The 16,887-nt window shown below is 72.2% G+C and carries 17 protein-coding genes and 2 pseudogenes; 16 read left to right on the forward strand and 3 right to left on the reverse strand.

What is annotated here, in order from left to right; genetic code table 11:
• Positions 1-134 precede the first annotated feature (134 nt).
• The 3 genes from QQK35_RS18435 to QQK35_RS18445 all read right to left on the reverse strand — a co-directional run bounded on the left by QQK35_RS18435 (position 135) and on the right by QQK35_RS18445 (position 2,265).
• Positions 135-1,367: a DUF349 domain-containing protein gene (locus QQK35_RS18435; RefSeq protein WP_284255460.1), complete on the reverse strand. Its 1,233-nt coding sequence runs from the start codon at positions 1,365-1,367 to the stop codon at positions 135-137.
• A 92-nt stretch (positions 1,368-1,459) separates the two neighbouring features.
• A complete protein-coding gene (locus tag QQK35_RS18440; protein WP_284255461.1) occupies positions 1,460-1,588 on the reverse strand; it encodes a hypothetical protein in 129 nt (42 codons plus the stop codon).
• Complete coding sequence (locus QQK35_RS18445; RefSeq protein WP_284255462.1) at positions 1,585-2,265, reverse strand: peptidylprolyl isomerase; 681 nt, start codon at positions 2,263-2,265, stop codon at positions 1,585-1,587. Before QQK35_RS18445 ends, QQK35_RS18440 begins: the two co-directional genes overlap by 4 nt.
• Positions 2,266-2,344: 79 nt before the next feature.
• Between QQK35_RS18445 and QQK35_RS18450 the strand changes: the two genes are divergently transcribed.
• From QQK35_RS18450 to efp, 16 genes and pseudogenes are all read left to right on the forward strand, one after another.
• Positions 2,345-3,727: a replication-associated recombination protein A gene (locus tag QQK35_RS18450; RefSeq protein ID WP_284255463.1), complete on the forward strand. Its 1,383-nt coding sequence runs from the start codon at positions 2,345-2,347 to the stop codon at positions 3,725-3,727.
• Positions 3,728-3,881: 154 nt separating this feature from the next.
• Entirely contained in the window at positions 3,882-4,511 is a 630-nt protein-coding gene (gene rpsD / locus QQK35_RS18455; protein ID WP_284255464.1) for a 30S ribosomal protein S4, read from the forward strand.
• 73 nt (positions 4,512-4,584) lie between these two features.
• Positions 4,585-5,520 carry an aldehyde dehydrogenase family protein gene (locus QQK35_RS18460; RefSeq protein WP_284255466.1) on the forward strand — a complete coding sequence of 312 codons (936 nt, stop codon included), beginning with the start codon at positions 4,585-4,587 and terminating at the stop codon, positions 5,518-5,520.
• 44 nt (positions 5,521-5,564) lie between these two features.
• The gene (locus QQK35_RS18465) at positions 5,565-6,089 is read left to right on the forward strand and encodes an aldehyde dehydrogenase family protein (protein ID WP_284255764.1); all 525 of its coding nucleotides are present in this window, start codon (positions 5,565-5,567) and stop codon (positions 6,087-6,089) included.
• 9 nt (positions 6,090-6,098) lie between these two features.
• Entirely contained in the window at positions 6,099-6,326 is a 228-nt protein-coding gene (locus QQK35_RS18470; RefSeq protein WP_284255467.1) for a hypothetical protein, read from the forward strand.
• Positions 6,327-6,402: 76 nt separating this feature from the next.
• The gene (gene alaS / locus QQK35_RS18475; RefSeq protein WP_284255468.1) at positions 6,403-9,060 is read left to right on the forward strand and encodes an alanine--tRNA ligase; all 2,658 of its coding nucleotides are present in this window, start codon (positions 6,403-6,405) and stop codon (positions 9,058-9,060) included.
• 3 nt (positions 9,061-9,063) lie between these two features.
• A complete protein-coding gene (gene ruvX, locus QQK35_RS18480; RefSeq protein WP_284255469.1) occupies positions 9,064-9,531 on the forward strand; it encodes a Holliday junction resolvase RuvX in 468 nt (155 codons plus the stop codon).
• Positions 9,532-9,534: 3 nt separating this feature from the next.
• Positions 9,535-10,890 (forward strand): endolytic transglycosylase MltG, encoded by a 1,356-nt coding sequence (mltG, locus tag QQK35_RS18485; protein ID WP_284255470.1) that lies wholly within the window; start codon positions 9,535-9,537, stop codon positions 10,888-10,890.
• Positions 10,887-11,693, forward strand: a complete 807-nt coding sequence (locus QQK35_RS18490; RefSeq protein ID WP_284255471.1) for a shikimate dehydrogenase — start codon at positions 10,887-10,889, stop codon at positions 11,691-11,693. Before mltG ends, QQK35_RS18490 begins: the two co-directional genes overlap by 4 nt.
• Positions 11,694-11,729: 36 nt before the next feature.
• Positions 11,730-12,949: pseudogene (gene aroC, locus QQK35_RS18495) on the forward strand (chorismate synthase).
• Positions 12,946-13,443: a shikimate kinase gene (locus QQK35_RS18500; RefSeq protein ID WP_284255473.1), complete on the forward strand. Its 498-nt coding sequence runs from the start codon at positions 12,946-12,948 to the stop codon at positions 13,441-13,443. The pseudogene aroC and the gene QQK35_RS18500 overlap by 4 nt, the downstream one beginning before the upstream one ends.
• Positions 13,440-14,523: pseudogene (gene aroB / locus QQK35_RS18505) on the forward strand (3-dehydroquinate synthase). The gene QQK35_RS18500 and the pseudogene aroB overlap by 4 nt, the downstream one beginning before the upstream one ends.
• Before the next feature lie 32 nt (positions 14,524-14,555).
• The gene (locus QQK35_RS18510; protein ID WP_284255474.1) at positions 14,556-15,524 is read left to right on the forward strand and encodes an FAD-binding oxidoreductase; all 969 of its coding nucleotides are present in this window, start codon (positions 14,556-14,558) and stop codon (positions 15,522-15,524) included.
• Positions 15,521-15,850, forward strand: coding sequence for a BBE domain-containing protein (locus QQK35_RS18515; protein ID WP_284255475.1), 330 nt, complete (start codon positions 15,521-15,523; stop codon positions 15,848-15,850). Before QQK35_RS18510 ends, QQK35_RS18515 begins: the two co-directional genes overlap by 4 nt.
• A 9-nt stretch (positions 15,851-15,859) precedes the next feature.
• Complete coding sequence (locus QQK35_RS18520) at positions 15,860-16,309, forward strand: type II 3-dehydroquinate dehydratase (protein WP_284255476.1); 450 nt, start codon at positions 15,860-15,862, stop codon at positions 16,307-16,309.
• An 11-nt stretch (positions 16,310-16,320) separates the two neighbouring features.
• A complete protein-coding gene (efp, locus tag QQK35_RS18525) occupies positions 16,321-16,884 on the forward strand; it encodes an elongation factor P (protein ID WP_284255477.1) in 564 nt (187 codons plus the stop codon).
• Positions 16,885-16,887: the final 3 nt, after the last annotated feature.

The following is a 16,887-nucleotide window of genomic DNA, read 5'->3' on the forward strand; positions in this document are numbered from 1 at the left end:
TGCAGTTCGGCGAGAGGCAGCTCGCCCTGATCGAGCGTGACGGGGATGCGGCTCACCCGATCAGGATGAGACCCCGGCTCACCGGCCGGCCGCGCCGCCGCTGCATCCGTGGAGACGCGCGCCTGTGGAGAGCGCTAGGAGCCGATCGCGTCGAGCCAGACGCGCTGCGCGGCCAGCTTGTCCTGCGCCTGGGCGATCTTCTTCTCGTCGCCGGCGCTGCGTGCGGCCGCCAGCTCGTCCTCGAGCTTCTCGATCGACGCCGCCAACTGCGCGGCGAGCCCCTCCGAGCGTGCCTGCTTCTCCGGATCGCTGCGGTTCCAGTGGTCCTCATCGAGTTTGCGCACGTGGGTCTCGACCTTGCGCAGCCGGTCCTCGACCGTGCGAATCGAGTCGCGCGGCACCTTGCCGATGGCGTCCCAGCGGCGCTGGAGCTCGGTGAGCGTCTTGCGCGCCTTCTCGCGATCCGTGACCTCGAGCAGCCGCTCGGCCTCGGTCAGCAGCGCGAGCTTCTGCTCCAGGTTGCCCGCGAACTCCTCGCTCTCGATCGCGTCGGCCTCCGCCTTCGCGGCGTACAACACGTCGCCGGCGGCCTTGAAGCGCGCCCAGAGGGCGTCGTCGGCACGCTTGCCGGCGCGGCCGGCGAGCTTCCAGTCGTCGAGCAGCCGGCGGTAGTCCGGGATCGCGGCCGTGCCCTTGGGGGCGAGGGCCTCGGCGCGCTCGACGAGCCGCTGCTTGCGCGAGCGCGCCTCCTTGTGCTGGTCGTCGAGCTCGGCGAAGAACGCCTTGCGGTGGGCGTCGAGCGTCGCCCGCGCCGCGCGGAAGCGCTTCCAGAGGGCGTCGCCCTCGGACTTCGGGATGCGCGGGCCGTCCTTCTGCGCCGTCTGCCAGCGCGCGAACAGGGCGTCCAGCTCGGCCGTGGTCTGCTTCCACTGGATGCGGCTCGGCTCCTGCGCCGCAAGGGCCTCGGCCGCGGCGACGATCGCCTCGCGCTCGACGAGGGCGCCCTCGCTCGCCGCCTTGGCCTCCGCGGCCTGCTGCTCGGTCAGCTCGCCGACGCTGCCGCCGAGCTTCTCCAGACGCTGGCGGAGCGAACCCAGGTCGCCGACCGCGTTGGCGGTGGCGACCGACTCGCTCAGGTGGGCGACGGCCTTCGCCACATCCGTCGCCTTCGCCCCGCCGCGCACCCGCTGCTCGAGCAGGCCGACCTGACCGGCCAGCTCGACGTACTTGCGCTCGTAGTAGGCCAGTGCCTCCTCGGGCGTCGCATCCGGATACTGCCCAACGACCCGCTCACCGTCGCCGTCGCGGACGTAGACGGTGCCATCGTCATCGACGCGACCCCACGAGGTCGTCTCGTCATTCGCCACTGAAAGTTCCTGCCGCTCGCCTCATGCCCGGCCGCTGTCCGCCGAGCGCAGACCAGCCTAGTCAGGCGCCGCCTCGCGGCCCACCGCGGAATCTACTGGACGGTGGCCGCGGTGATGGCGGTCGCGATCTTGGGCGCGCCGTCGTCGGTCCCGCCGGTGATGCCCCCGGCGACGATCTCGCTCTCAAGCTGGTCGAGCCCGCTCGTCACCTTGCCGATCACCGTGTACCCCCGGCCGAGTCGGCGGGGATGCTCGATTTGTCGAAGACGATGAAGAACTGGTGGCCGTTGCTGTACGCGTCGCCGCTCGCGCGTGCCATCGCGATCGTGCCGACCGGGTAGACGTTGTCGGCCGGTGCGTTCTCGATGGGTCCGAAGTGGTAGGCCGGATCGGGTCCGCCCTGCCCGTCGATCGAGCCGCACTGGATGAGACCGAAGCCGGTGCTCTTGGCCAGCCGGTGGCACGTCTTGCCGATGAGGTACTTGTCCTGCACGTCGCGGATGAACCCGGAGACCGCCTGCGGCGCCTTCGCCCCGTCGAGCTGGATCCCGAGAGCGACCTTGTTGAGCGTGAGGGTGCCGGTCCAGGTGCGGCCGGCGGCGAGGCTCGGGTCCGGGGCGCCGAGGTTCGACCCGGTGGCCGAGGGCGACGGCGTCGACGAGGGTGTGGCGGAGGCCGACGACGAGGGCTTCGCCACGGCCTTGCCGGGGCCGCCGGAGAAGTAGTAGACCTGCGTCAGAGCCGCGAGCGTCGCGATCACCACGACCCCGACGACGGCGATGACGTTGTCGCGGCGACGGCGGGTCGTCTGCCGTTCGTGCACCTGCTGGCGTGCCTCGTAAGCCCGGAGCCGCTCGCGCGCCTGACGTGCCTCGCGATCCTGCCTGCTGGGTGCCACGCCGCCTCCTGCCGGTCCGGGTGAATGGCCGGGACGACTCTAGCCGAGCGCGGTCGGGCGTCTCTCCTAGGCTGCTGGCATGGCGCGGCAGCAGGGGCTGATGACCGGGTCGACCCCGTTGGCGGTCCGCATGCGCCCGATGTCGCTCGACGAGGTCGCGGGACAGAAGCACCTGCTGCGCCCCGGCTCGCCGCTCGTGAACCTCGCGAACGACCGCGAGGGCACCTCGGGTTCGGTGTCGGTGATCCTGTGGGGCCCGCCCGGCACCGGCAAGACGACGCTGGCCCAGGCCATCGCGCACAGCTCCGGTCGGCGCTTCGTCGAGCTCTCGGCCGTCACCGCGGGCGTGAAGGACGTGCGCGAGGTGATGGAGAAGGCGCACGCCGACCGCGACCTCTACGGCCTCTCGACGGTGCTGTTCCTCGACGAGATCCACCGGTTCTCGAAGGCCCAGCAGGACGCGTTGCTGCCCGGCGTCGAGAACGGCTGGGTCGTGCTCGTCGCCGCCACGACCGAGAACCCGTCGTTCTCCGTCGTCGCGCCGTTGCTCTCGCGCTCGCTGCTGCTGACTCTCGAGCCGCTGACCGACGACGACCTGGGGATGCTGGTCGACCGCGCCGTCGGCGATCCGCGCGGACTCGAGGGCAAGGTGCAGCTCCAGCCGGAGGCCCGCGCCGCGATCGTGCAGCTCTCGTCCGGCGACGCCCGGCGCGCGCTCACCGCGCTCGAGGCGGCCGCCGTCGCGGCCGAGGCGGAGGGCGACGGCGTCATCACCGCCGACCTCGTCGCCGCCACGGTCGATCGCGCCCTGCTGCGCTACGACCGGCAGGGCGACGAGCACTACGACGTGATCAGCGCCTTCATCAAGAGCGTGCGCGGGTCCGACGTGGACGCCTCGCTGCACTACCTGGCCCGGATGATCGAGGCGGGGGAGGACCCGCGGTTCATCGCCCGGCGGATCATGATCTCCGCGGCGGAGGACATCGGCATGGCCGATCCGAACGCGCTGACGATCGCGGTGTCGGCGGCGGAGGGCGTGGCGCTCATCGGGATGCCGGAGGGCCGCATCCTGCTGGCCGAGGCCGTCGTCTACCTGGCCACCGCGCCCAAATCCAACGCGTCGTACCGCGCCTTGGACGCGGCGATCGCCGATGTGCGGGCCGGGCGGATCGGACGCATCCCGGCACCGCTGCGCGACGCGCACTACCCGGGCGCCAAGCGCCTCGGCCACGGCACGGGGTACGTCTACGCCCACGACGAGCCGCACGGCGTCGCCGAGCAGCAGTATCTGCCCGACGAGCTCCGGGGCACCGAGTACTACGCGCCGACCGGGAACGGATACGAGCGCGACGTGGGCCCGCGGCTCGATCGGCTGAGGGCGATCCTGCGCGGTGAGCCGATGCCCGCTCGTCCCGAGCCGGCCGCGGAGACCGGCGACCCCGAGGCGCCCGCCGCCCCCTGAGCCCGTTCTGGTAGTCTTGACCGGCCCACTCGGGCACCACCCCACCATCGGATCCTCCGGACGCCGCGACGTGCGACCGGGACGGGACGGCGGGGCGTGTACGTCCGTGAGTCGCGAAAGACGCGGCCACGTCTCGGAAGGAACGCATCACCCCATGCCGACGAAGTCGCAGGACCGCCGCAAGGTCCGCCTGTCCCGTGCCCTAGGCATCCCGCTCACGCCCAAGGCCGCGCGCTACCTCGAGAAGCGCCCGTACGCCCCCGGTGAGCACGGCCGCACCAAGCGCCGCACCGACTCCGACTACGCGGTGCGTCTGCGCGAGAAGCAGCGGCTGCGCGAGCAGTACGGCATCCGCGAGAAGCAGCTGCGCATCGTCTTCAACGAGGCGCGCCGCACCCAGGGCCTGACCGGTGAGAACCTGGTCGAGCTGCTGGAGATGCGCCTCGACGCCCTCGTGCTGCGTGCCGGGTTCGCCCGTACCACGGCTCAGGCGCGCCAGCTCGTCGTGCACCGTCACATCAAGGTCGACGGCCAGCTCGTCGACCGCCCGTCGTTCCGCGTGAAGCCGGGCCAGCTCATCCACGTCAAGGAGCGCTCGGAGGGCCTCGAGCCCTTCCAGGTCGCGGCCGCCGGCGGTCACGCCGAGGTGCTGCCGCCCGTCCCGGGCTACCTCGAGGTCGAGCTCGACAAGCTGCACGCGCGCCTGGTGCGCCGCCCGAAGCGCGCCGAGGTGCCCGTGACCGCCGAGGTCCAGCTGGTCGTCGAGTACTACGCCGCGCGCTGAGGCACGCGATGTCACGAGGGCGGGAGGCGACTCCCGTCCTCGTTCCATGTCGGGGCCTCGTACGCTGGTGACGATGCTCTCGACGACCGACCCGCGCACCGGAACCACCACCGCCACCGACATCGCCGCGACCCCCGACGGCGAGGTCGGCGCCATCGCGGACCGCGCGGCGACGGCGTTCACGACCCTGCGGCAGTGGAGCCGTGACCGGCGGGCGGGCCTTCTCGACGCACTCGCCGCGGCGCTCGAGGAGCACCGCGACGCGCTGGTCGCCACCGCGGAGCGGGAGACCGGCCTCGGCGAGGGCCGTCTGGACGGCGAGCTCACGCGTTCGGCGTTCCAGCTGCGGCTGTTCGGCGAGGTGATCCGCGAGGGCGCGTACCTCGAGGCGACGATCGACCACGCCGGCGACACCCCGATGGGACCGGGTCCCGACGTGCGGCGCATGCTCGTCCCCATCGGCCCCGTGGCCGTCTTCGGGTCGAGCAACTTCCCCTTCGCCTTCTCCGTACCCGGAGGCGACACCGCATCCGCCCTCGCCGCCGGCTGCCCCGTCGTGCTCAAGGCGCACGGATCGCATCCGCTGACGTCCCGCCTCGCCCACGAGGTGCTCGCCGAGGCGGCGACCGCGGCCGGTGCCCCGGACGGCACCCTCGGCATCGTCTACGGCACCCGGGCCGGCGCGACCCTCGTCGCCCATCCCGCGATCCAGGCCGTCGGGTTCACCGGGTCGCTCTCGACCGGCGAGATCCTGCTCGAGATCATCGGGCGACGCGAGCAGCCCATCCCGTTCTACGGCGAGCTCTCGAGCGTCAACCCGCTCATCGTCACACCGGGGGCAGCGGCCGCGCGCGCCGAGCAGCTCGCCGAGGGCCTGTTCGCCTCGGTGACGGGCTCGGCCGGGCAGTTCTGCACCAAGCCGGGCGTCGCCTTCGTGCCGCGTGGCGCCCAGGCGCTCGTCGACGGTCTCGCCGCCCGAGCCCGCAGCGCGGGGGCCAGCCGCTGCTGAACGCGCGGATCCTCGCGTCGTACGGCGAGATCCGGGAGCGGCTGATCTCCCAGGGCAGGGCGACGGTGCTGGCCGAGGGGTCGACCGACGATCGCGGCTTCTCGGTCGCCCCGAGCGTGCTCGAGATCGACGCGGCCGACGTCACGCCCGCCGTGACCGAGGAGGCATTCGGACCGCTCGTCGTCGTGGTGCGCTACGACGATGTCGCCGGGATCGCCCGCGCCCTCGACCAGGTGCCGCACTCGCTGACGGCCAGCATCCACGCCGAGGCGGACGAGACCGAGCTGGTCGGCGCGCTCGTCGAGGAGGTCCGCGATCGGGCGGGCCGCATCGTCTTCGACGGCTACCCGACCGGGGTGCGGGTCGCCTGGGCGCAGCACCACGGCGGTCCCTGGCCCGCGACGAACACCCAGCACACCTCCGTGGGACCGACCGCGATCCGGCGCTTCCTCCGTCCCCTGGCGTGGCAGAACGCTCCGGAGTCGGTGCTGCCGTTCGAGCTGCGGGATGCCGACCCCGGCATCCCGCGCCGCATCGACGGCGTGCTGTCGGTGCCCTCGGTTGCGTAGGCTGAGGGTATGAAGGGTCTCCTGCTCCTGGTCGTCGGCGCCGCAGCCGGCTTCGTCATCGCCCATCAGGTCGCCAAGACGCCGCAGGGCAAGCAGTTCTTCGACAGCGTCGACGCCAAAGCCAAGGAGTTCGGTGACGCCGTCGTCGACGGCTATCGGTCTCGTGAGGCTGAGCTGCGCGCGGCGGTGTCGGACGCCCAGGCCGCCGTCGTCGACATCACCAAGCGAGCCAAGTAGTCCGGCCTCGGCAGCAGCTGCGCCGGCGGCCCGGACGCCCCGCCCCTCCCGACCGCCTTGAGTAGTAGGAACTGCCGTGCAGACCGCTGAGATCCAACGCCGCTGGCTCACCTTCTTCGGTGACCGCGGCCACACCATCGTGCCGTCGGCGTCGCTCGTGAGCGACGATCCGTCGATCCTGTTCACCATCGCCGGCATGGTGCCGTTCATCCCGTACCTGACGGGCGTCGTGCCGGCGCCGTACCCGCGGGCGGCGGACGTGCAGAAGTGCATCCGCACGAACGACATCGAGGAGGTCGGCAAGACCTCCCGCCACGGCACGTTCTTCCAGATGCTCGGCAACTGGTCGTTCGGCGACTACTTCAAGCAGGGGGCGATCGAGCTCGCCTGGGAGCTGCTGCTGAGCTCGGAGGCCGAGGGCGGGCTGGGCTTCGACGAGAAGGACCTCTGGGTCACGATCTACGAGACCGACGACGAGGCGGAGTCGATCTGGCGCGACGTGATCGGCCTGAAGCCGGAGCGCATCCAGCGCCTCGGGGCCGCGGACAACTACTGGCACACCGGGCAGCCGGGCCCGGGCGGTCCGGACTCCGAGATCTTCTTCGACCGCGGTCCCGCGTACGGACGCGATGGCGGTCCGGCCGTCGACGACAACCGGTTCATCGAGATCTGGAACCTGGTCTTCATGCAGGACCTGATCACGAACGTCACGTCGAAGGTCGACTTCGACGTCGTCGGCGACCTGCCCAAGAAGAACATCGACACCGGTGCGGGCCTCGAGCGCCTGGCGTTCCTCAAGCAGGGCGTCGAGAACATGTACGAGATCGACCAGGTGCGCCCGGTGCTCGACAGGGCCGCGGCGATGTCCGGTCGCCGGTACGGCGCCGACCACGACGACGACGTGCGCATGCGCATCATCGCGGACCACGTGCGCTCCTCGCTCATGCTGATGACCGACGGCGTCACACCGTCGAACGAGGGCCGCGGCTACATCCTGCGGCGGCTGCTGCGCCGCTCCATCCGCTCGATGCGGCTGCTCGGGGTGGATGCGCCGTCGTTCGCGGAGCTGTTCGCCGCGTCGCGCGACGCGATGAAGGACGGCTACCCCGAGGTGCTGGAGCACTGGAACCGCAGCGAGCGGCTCGCGCTCGGCGAGGAGGAGGCCTTCCTCGGAACGCTCGCCAGCGGCACCACGATCCTCGACACCGCGGTCGAGAACACGAAGCGCGCCGGGGGCGAGCGTCTCGCGGGCGACACGGCGTTCCTGCTGCACGACACGTTCGGGTTCCCGATCGACCTCACCCTCGAGATCGCCGAGGAGGCCGGGCTGAGCGTGGACCGCGCCGCGTTCGACACCCTGATGACCGAGCAGCGCAGCCGTGCGAAGGCGGATGCCAAGGCGAAGAAGCGGGCGCTGGCCGATCTCTCCGTGTACGGCGACTTCCGCGCGGCCGGCGAGACGGTCTTCACCGGCTACGACACCCTGACGACCGAGAGCCGCGTGCTCGGCCTGCTCGTCGACGGGCGTCCCGTGCAGCGCGCGAGTGCCGGCCAGGTCGCGGAGGTCATCCTCGCGGAGTCGTCGCTGTATCCGGAATCCGGAGGCCAGGCCGCCGACGAGGGCACGATCGTGGGCTCCGGCTTCGAGCTCGAGGTGCTCGACGTGCAGCGCCCGGTCAAGGGGCTGATCAGCCACACGGTGCAGGTGCGCTCCGGCGAGGTGGGTGTGGGCGACGCCGCGACGACGCTCGCGGATCCGGTGTACCGGGCCGGTGCGTCGCAGGCGCACTCGGCCACGCACCTCATCCACGCGGCGTTGCGGCAGACGCTCGGGCAGGAGGCGCACCAGGCCGGGTCGTTCAACCGCGCCGGCTACATGCGCCTGGACTTCTCGTGGAACCATGCGCTCAGCCCCGAGACGCGCAGCGAGATCGAGGACATCGCGAATCAGGCGGTGCGCGACAACCTCGAGGTCGTCACGCGGATCCTGCCCATCGACGAGGCGCGCGCGGCCGGCGCGATGGCGCTGTTCGGCGAGAAGTACGGCGACACGGTGCGGATGGTCGACATCGGCGGGCCGTGGTCGCGGGAGCTGTGCGCCGGCATCCACGTGAGCCGCTCGAGCGAGGTGGGCCTGGTGAATCTCGTGAGCGAGTCGAGCGTCGGCTCGACCAACCGCCGCGTCGAGGCGCTCGTGGGCGCGGACGCGCTCAAGGACCTGGCGACCGAGCGTGCGATCGTGTCGCAGCTCTCGACCTCGCTCAAGATCCCGCGCGAGCAGCTGCCCGACCGCATCGAGAACCTGGTGCAGGAGCTGAAGGCCGCCGAGAAGAAGATCGCGGCATTCGAGGCGAGCCGGCTCTCGGGCCGGGTGCCGGCGCTCGTCGAGAGCGCGTCGCGGCTGGGCCCGTACCTGGCGGTCGTCGAGGATGCCGGGGAGCTCGGAAGCGCCGACGACCTGCGTTCGCTCGTCTCCGGCGTGCGGGAGCGTCTCGGCGGCGAGCCGAGCGTGACGGCGATCGCGGCGCGGATTGCCGGCAAGCCGTCGATCGTCGTCGCGACGTCTCCGGCCGCGCGGGAGCTCGGCGCCAAGGCGGGCGCGCTCGTGCGCCAGGCCGCCGCGGTGCTCGGCGGCGGCGGCGGTGGTAAGGACGACATGGCGCAGGGCGGCGGCACCGATGAGGGCGCGATCGGGGCAGCGCTCGACGGCGTCACGGCGGCCCTGCGCGGCTGAGCGATGGCCGAGGTGCGGCCCGGCGTGCGACTCGGGATCGACGTGGGGCGGGCGAGGGTCGGTGTCGCCCGCAGCGACCGCGATGCGCTGCTCGCGACGCCCATCCAGACCCTGCCCCGCGAGGGCGCCCTCGACGGGATCGCGGCCGTCGTGGCCGAGCTGGAACCGCTCGAGATCGTGGTGGGGCTGCCGCTGTCGCTGAGCGGCGGCGACACCCCGTCGACCGCCGACGCCCGGGCGTTCGCTGCCGCGCTCGCGGTGCGCACGAGCGTTCCCGTGCGGCTCGTGGACGAGCGCCTGTCGACCGTCTCCGCGCAGCGCGAGCTGCACCGCAGCGGGCGCACCACGCGCTCCTCGCGGGCGGTCGTGGATCAGGTCGCCGCTGTTATCATCCTGCAGAACGCCCTCGATTCGGAGCGTGCATCCGGTCGTCCGCCCGGCGCTCCGGTCGATCCCGACGAAGGAACCTGACGCGTGGCCGAACCCAGCTGGGACGAGATCTTCGGGGGCCGGCCACAGAAACCCGAGGATTCCACGCAGCAGCCGGCCGGCCCGGAGCCCGTGTCGGAGGAGTTCCCGACCGCCCGCCTGTCCGACCCCTACGCGGTCGCCGCGGCGCAGGCCAATGCCGCGCAGGCGCAAGCCGCGCGCGAGGCGGTCGGCACCGCCGGCGGGCAGCCGCTGACGCGCCGGGAGCTGCGCGAGGCCGAGGTCCGCGCCAACGGGGCGGGCCCTCGGATCCGTCGCCCCCGCGCCCCGTCGCCGACGGCGGTGGGGCGGCCTCATCGCGCTGCTCGTCGTGGTCGTCGTCGTGCTGGGCGGGGAGCGGTCGCGTGGTTCGGCTTCCACGACAAGGTCTGCAAGGTCCTGACGTTCTGCCAGGAGTCGGTCGACTACGCCGGATCGGGCAACGGCCAGAAGGCCACCGTCGTCATCCAGTCGGGCGACATCGGCTCCGACGTCGCGAAGGAGCTGCAGCGCGCCGGGGTGACCAAGACGTACCAGGCGGCCTACGCGATCCTGATCAAGACCAACCAGAGCTTCCAGCCGGGCAGCTATCAGCTGCAGAAGCAGATGAGCGCGAAGGCGGCGCTCGCGGCCCTCGCCGATCCGAAGAACCGGATCGTGCACACCGCCGTGATCCGGGAGGGGATCACCGCCGCGCAGGCCTACTCCCAGCTCGCCGCCGCGACCGGCCGACCGGTGAGCGAGTTCCAGGCCGCGGCGGCGAACTACCAGGCACTGGGCGTGCCGTCGACCTTCCCGAGCATCGAGGGGTTCCTCTTCCCGGCCACCTACCAGTTCGATCCGGGCACGACCGCGCAGCAGGCGCTGCAGGTGCTCGTGACGACCATGCAGAAGCACCTCGCAGCCGACGGCGTCGCGCCCGCGGACGACCTCAAGGTGCTGACGATGGCATCCATCGTGCAGCGCGAAGCGGGCAGCGTGCCCGACATGGGCAAGGTCGCCCGGGTCTTCCAGAATCGGCTCGATGCGGGGATGCTGCTCCAGTCCGACGCGACCGTCGCCTACGGCACGGGGCGCACCGATCACGTGACCACGACGGGTTCGGAGCGATCGGACTCGAAGAACCTCTACAACACCTACGTGCACGCGGGGCTGCCGGTCGGCCCGATCGCGCTGCCCGGGGACGACGCCATCAAGGCGACCCTGCACCCCACTCCCGGTCCCTGGCTGTACTTCGTCGCGGTGAACCTCAAGACGGGTGAGACGGTCTTCTCGACGACCGCTGCGGAGCACGATGCGGCCGTGAAGAAGTGGCAGGCCTGGTGCCGGCAGAGCCCCGAGAACATGGCGTACTGCAATTGACTCGGCTGGCCGTGCTCGGCTCGCCGATCGCGCATTCGCTCTCCCCGGCGCTGCACGCGGCGGCGTACCGGGAGCTGGGACTCGACTGGGTCTATGACGCCGTCGACGTGCCGGAGGGCGCCCTCGGCGCGTTCCTGACCTCGCGTGACGCCGACTGGCGGGGCCTCTCGCTCACGATGCCGCTCAAGCGCGCGGTGCTGCCGATGCTCGACACGCGCACCGGACTCGTGACGCTCGTCGGCGCGGCGAACACGGTGCTGTTCGACGAGGGTCGCGTGCACGGATTCAACACCGACGTCGCGGGGATCGTCGCCGCGCTGGGCGAGCACGGCGTCGGCCGGGTGGGCCGCGCCCACATCCTCGGCATGGGCGCGACGGCGGCCTCCACGCTCGCGGCCGTCGCGCAGCTCGGCGCCACCGAGATCGTCGTGACCGGGCGACGCGACGACGACGACGAGCTGCGTCGCCTCGCGCGAGCGCTCGGCCGGGACCTGAGCTTCCGCGCCGCCGGTTCGCCCGCGCCCGCCGATATCGACCTGCTCGTCAACACGATCCCGGGCGACATGGGCGACACGGCCGAGGTCGACGACGCCGGCGCCTTCCTCGAGGTGATCTACGAGGGCTGGCCGTCGCCCCGTGCCCGGCGGTGGCTCGAGGCGGGTCGCCCGGTCGTCTCCGGCCTCGAGATGCTGCTGCACCAGGCCGTGGAACAGGTGCGGATCTTCACGACCGGCGCCGAATCGGCGCCGGTCGAGCGCGAGTCCCGGGTCGTCGCCGCGATGCGGGCGTCGGTCGGCCTCTGATCCCTCTGCGAGAATGCTGCACGGGAAGGATCTGGCATGCTGCGCTGGTTGACCGCGGGGGAGTCGCACGGCCCCGAGCTCGTCGCGATCCTCGAAGGACTGCCCGCGGGCGTGCCGGTGACGGCCGAGCTCGTGCAGGCCGACCTGCAGCGGCGCAAGCTCGGCTACGGACGCGGGGCGCGCATGAAGTTCGAGCAGGACGAGCTGCACCTGAGCGGCGGCGTGCGGCACGGGGTCTCGATGGGCAGTCCGGTCGCGATCCGGGTGGGCAACACCGAGTGGCCGAAGTGGCAGGACGTCATGTCGCCCGAGCCGGTCGATCCGTCGGTGCTGCAGACCGCCCGAGGCGCCGCGCTGACCCGCCCGCGACCCGGGCACGCCGACCTCGTCGGCATGCAGAAGTACGGCTTCGACGAGGCCCGACCCGTGCTGGAGCGCGCGAGCGCCCGGGAGACCGCGGCCCGGGTGGCGCTCGGTGCCGTCGCCAAGAGCTTCCTCGGCGAGCTCGGCATCCGGCTCGTCAGCCACACGCTCGCGATCGGCCCGGTCGAGGTGCCGGAGGGTGCGGCGCTGCCGACGCCCGACGACGTCGCGGCGCTGGATGCCGATCCGCTGCGCTGCTTCGACGCCGCGACCTCCGCGCTCATGGTGGCCGAGGTCGACGACGCGCACGACACCGGAGACACCCTCGGCGGTGTCGTGGAGGTGCTCGCCTACGGTGTGCCGCCCGGCCTCGGCGGGTACGCGCAGTGGGACCGCCGGCTCGACGCCCGCCTGGCCGAGGCGATCATGAGCATCCAGGCGATCAAGGGCGTGGAGGTGGGCGACGGCTTCCGCACCGCCCGGCGACGCGGATCGCAGGCCCACGACGAACTCGTCGAGCTCGACGGGGTCATCACCCGGCTGAGCGACCGCGCGGGCGGCACCGAGGGCGGCATGTCGACCGGGACCCTGCTGCGCGTGCGGGCCGGCATGAAGCCGATCGCGACGGTGCCGCACGCCCTGCGCACCGTCGACGTGGCGACCGGGGAGCGGCCCCGGCGCACCATCAGCGCTCCGACGTCTGCGCGGTGCCGGCGGCCGGAGTGGTCGCCGAGGCGATGGTCGCGCTCGTCGTCGCCGATGCCGTGCTCGAGAAGTTCGGCGGCGACTCGGTGCCCGAGACGCGACGCAACCTCCGGGCGTACCTCGACTCGATCCCCGAGCTGCTGAAGACCTCCACCGATTCGGCGCCCGAGACCGCGGTCGCGGAATGAGCCCGGCGGTCGTCATCATCGGGCCGATGGGGTCGGGCAAGACCCGGATCGGCAAGCGCGTGGCGCAGCAGCTCGGCGTCGGGTTCACCGACACCGACGCCCTGGTCGTCGCGGAGCACGGGCCGATCTCCGATCTGTTCGAGACGCACGGCGAGCCGCACTTCCGCGCCCTGGAGCGCGCCGCGGTGCAGCGAGCGCTCGAGACCGACGGCGTCGTCTCGCTCGGCGGGGGCGCGATCCTCGATCCCGCGACGCGGCACGACCTGGCGGGGCAGCGCGTGGCGCTGTTCCTGGTGAGCCCCGAGGCCGTGGAGGCGCGGCTCGGCAACGAACGGCGGCCCCTCGTCAAGGACGGGCTCACGTCGTGGACACGCATCCTCGCCGAGCGCCTGCCGCTGTACGAGAGCCTCGCCGATCTGACGGTCGAGACGTCGTTCCGCCGCGCGTCCGAGGTCGCCGAGGAGGTGGCCGCATGGGCGCGGCAGAGCGCATGACCGACGACGACCGCGTCACCGCGATCCCGGTCAGCGGCGCCCCCGGCTACTCGGTGTTCGTCGGGCGCGGGATCTGGACCTCGGTCGCCGAGCATCTCGGGCGGCGCGTGCAGAAGCTGCTCGTCGTGCACCCCGACCCTCGCCGCACGCGCCGAGGAGCTGCGCGAGGCGCTCGGCGGGCGCTACCAGGTGCTGCTGGCGGAGATCCCGGATGCCGAGGCCGCCAAGCGCGTCGAGGTCGCGGCGTTCTGCTGGCAGATCCTCGGGCAGACCGACTTCACGCGCTCCGACGCGATCATCGGCCTGGGTGGCGGCGCCACGACGGACCTCGCCGGCTTCGTCGCGGCGACCTGGTTGCGCGGCGTCGACGTCATCCACATCCCGACCACGGTGCTCGGCATGGTCGACGCGGCGGTCGGCGGCAAGACGGGCATCAACACGGCCGAGGGCAAGAACCTCGTCGGGGCCTTCTGGGCACCGCGCGCGGTGCTGTGCGACCTCGACCTGCTCGAGGGACTCGCGAGGAACGAGATCCTCGCCGGGTACGCCGAGGTCGTGAAGGCCGGCTTCATCGGCGCGACCGAGATCCTCGACATCGTCGAGGCCGACGTGGATGCCGCGACCGACCCGGCGACACCGCAGTTCCGCCGGGCGATCGAGCTCGCGATCGGGCTCAAGGCGCGCGTCGTGGGCGAGGACTTCACGGAGCAGGGGCTGCGCGAGATCCTGAACTACGGGCACACCCTCGGGCACGCGATCGAGCATGCCGAGCGCTACCAGTGGCGTCACGGAGCCGCGGTCGGCATCGGCATGGTGTTCGCCGCGGAGCTGTCGCGGCTCACCCGCAACCTCGGCGAGGAGGGCGTGGCACGACACCGCCGCATCCTGGAGTCGCTCACGCTGCCGACGACGTACCCGGCCGGGCGCTGGCCGATGCTGCTCGCGACGATGAAGCGCGACAAGAAGGCGCGCGGCGCCCTGCTGCGGTTCATCGTGCTCGACGACATCGGCCGCCCGACCACGATCTCGGGGCCGGACGAGTCGCTGCTCTACTCGGCGTACCAGGAGCTCGCCGACTGACGCGTGTCGCCGGCGCCGCCTACGGTGTCGGGATGGAGACGCTGCGACAGGACGACGTCGGCTACGACGAGGCGGCGACCTCGTACCACGTGCACGGCACCCCGGTGGAGGTGCTGCGGCCGGCGGACGCCGGCGAGGTCGCCGAGGCGGTGCGATCGGCGGTGGAACGCGGGCTCGAGGTGGGCGTGCGCGGCGGAGGACACACGCCGTGGTCCACGAACGACGGCGGCGTCGTGATCGATCTGCTCCGGCTCGACCGGATCGAGGTGGGCGACGACCGGCTCGTCACGGTCGGCGGCGGGGCGGTGTGGGGCAGCGTCGCGGACGCCCTCGCACCGCACGGGCTCGCCATCAGCTCCGGCGACACGGCGAGCGTCGGCGTCGGCGGGCTGACCGTGGGCGGCGGCATCGGGTGGCTGGTCCGCGCGACCGGCCTCGCCGTGGATCAGCTGGTGGGCGCGGAGGTCGTCACGGTCGCCGGCGAGATCGTGCGCGCATCGGCGAACGAGCACCCCGACCTGTTCTGGGGCATCCGCGGGGGCGGCGGCAACTTCGGCATCGTCACCGAGTTCGTCTTCCGGGCGCGACCGCTGCGGGGCGTCGTGCACGGGCACCTCGAGTTCGATCCGGCCGAGCTGCGCTCGGTGCTGCGCGCGCTCCGCGACGACCTGCGGCGCGCGCCCGACGAGTGGACCGCGAACCTCCTCACGCTCCCGTCGTTCGGCCCCGAGATGCCTCCTCCCTGCACGTCGAGGTCGTCTGGGCGGGAGAGGACCTCGACGCCGCCCGTGACGCGTCGAGGGCGCTCCTGGGGCATCCCGCGCTCCGGGCGGGCGAACTCGCACCGGGCGCCTACCGCGACCTGCTGGCCGGACCGCCGCCCGAGATGCCGGGGCCGCCGCCGACGATGGTCGACGAGAGCGACCTCGTCGGCCGTCTGGACGACGACGCGATCGAGCGGATCGCGGCGGCGCACGAGAGCCTCGCGCCCGCGGTCATGATGCTCCGCACCCTCGGCGGCGCCTACGGCCGGGTCGCGGAGGACGCGACGGCCTTCGCGGGGCGGAGGGCGGAGGCCTTCCTCATCTGCGCGGCCTTCCGGGCGCCGGGCGCGCCGGCCGAGCAGATCTCCGCGGCTCGCGAGATCTGGGCCCATGCCATGGCGGGCGTCTCGGTGGGCTGCTACGGCAACTTCCACCCGACTCGCGCGCCTCGCGTCGTCGAGGCGATGTACCCGCCGTCGACGCGGGAGCGACTGCGCGAGGTGAAGCGCAGCTGGGATCCGGACAACGTGTTCCGCGGCAACCACAACGTGACGCCCCGGTAGCCTCGGACCGTGACCCGCCGCGTGCTCGTACTGAACGGACCGAACCTCGGCCGCCTCGGCAGCCGGGAACCCGACGTCTACGGCCGCCAGGACCTCTCCGAGCTGCGCACGCGGCTCGCCGAGGTCGCGGCCGCGGATGTCGAGATCGACCTGCGGCAGACCGACGACGAGGCGGAGCTGATCGGCTGGTTGCACGCGGCCGTCGACGCAGGCGAGCCCGTCATCCTGAACCCCGCGGCGTTCACCCATTACAGCTACGCGCTGCGCGACGCGTGCGCCCTCATCACGAAGGCGGGTCTGGCGCTCGTCGAGGTGCACATCTCGAACCCGGCCGCGCGGGAGACGTTCCGGCACACGAGCGTCGTCAGCGCCGTCGCGACCGGGACCATCGCGGGTTTCGGCTTCGACTCCTACGTGCTCGCCCTGCGGGGGTCGGACTGGCCGACCCGGCCTAGCTAGACTCTCCCCTCGTGGCTACGACGAACGACATCAAGAACGGCTCCGTGCTGAGCATCGACGGGCAGCTCTGGAGCATCGTCGAGTTCCAGCACGTGAAGCCCGGGAAGGGCGGCGCGTTCGTCCGCACGAAGATGAAGAACGTGCGCAGCGGCAAGGTCGTCGACCGCACGTTCAACGCCGGGACCAAGATCGACTTCGCGACCGTCGACCGGCGCGACTTCCAGTACCTGTACAAGGACGGCAACGACTTCGTGTTCATGGACACGAGCGACTACGACCAGGTCACCATCCCCGGCGCGATCGTCGGTGACGCCGCGAACTTCATGCTCGAGAACCAGACCGTGACGATCGCCACCAACGACGGCGAAGCGCTCTACGTCGAGCTGCCCACCTCCGTCGTGCTCGAGGTCACCTACACGGAGCCCGGGCTGCAGGGCGATCGGTCGAGCGCCGGCACCAAGCCCGCGACTCTCGAGACCGGATACGAGATCCAGGTGCCGCTGTTCCTCGAGACCGGCACGAGGGTCAAGGTCGACACCCGCTCGGGCGACTACCTCGGCCGGGTCACCGACTAGCGC

The organism is Pseudolysinimonas kribbensis, from assembly GCF_030161895.1.
Taxonomy (GTDB): domain Bacteria; phylum Actinomycetota; class Actinomycetes; order Actinomycetales; family Microbacteriaceae; genus Pseudolysinimonas; species Pseudolysinimonas kribbensis.

Coding starts and splice junctions, on each gene's coding strand:
- QQK35_RS18515 (WP_284255475.1), top strand. CDS start 15,521: ATGATGCTCCGCACCCTCGGCGGCGCCTACGGCCGGGTCGCGGAGGAC.
- QQK35_RS18470 (WP_284255467.1), top strand. CDS start 6,099: ATGAAGGGTCTCCTGCTCCTGGTCGTCGGCGCCGCAGCCGGCTTCGTC.
- QQK35_RS18500 (WP_284255473.1), top strand. CDS start 12,946: ATGAGCCCGGCGGTCGTCATCATCGGGCCGATGGGGTCGGGCAAGACC.
- rpsD (WP_284255464.1), top strand. CDS start 3,882: ATGCCGACGAAGTCGCAGGACCGCCGCAAGGTCCGCCTGTCCCGTGCC.
- QQK35_RS18510 (WP_284255474.1), top strand. CDS start 14,556: ATGGAGACGCTGCGACAGGACGACGTCGGCTACGACGAGGCGGCGACC.
- QQK35_RS18460 (WP_284255466.1), top strand. CDS start 4,585: ATGCTCTCGACGACCGACCCGCGCACCGGAACCACCACCGCCACCGAC.
- QQK35_RS18450 (WP_284255463.1), top strand. CDS start 2,345: ATGGCGCGGCAGCAGGGGCTGATGACCGGGTCGACCCCGTTGGCGGTC.
- ruvX (WP_284255469.1), top strand. CDS start 9,064: ATGGCCGAGGTGCGGCCCGGCGTGCGACTCGGGATCGACGTGGGGCGG.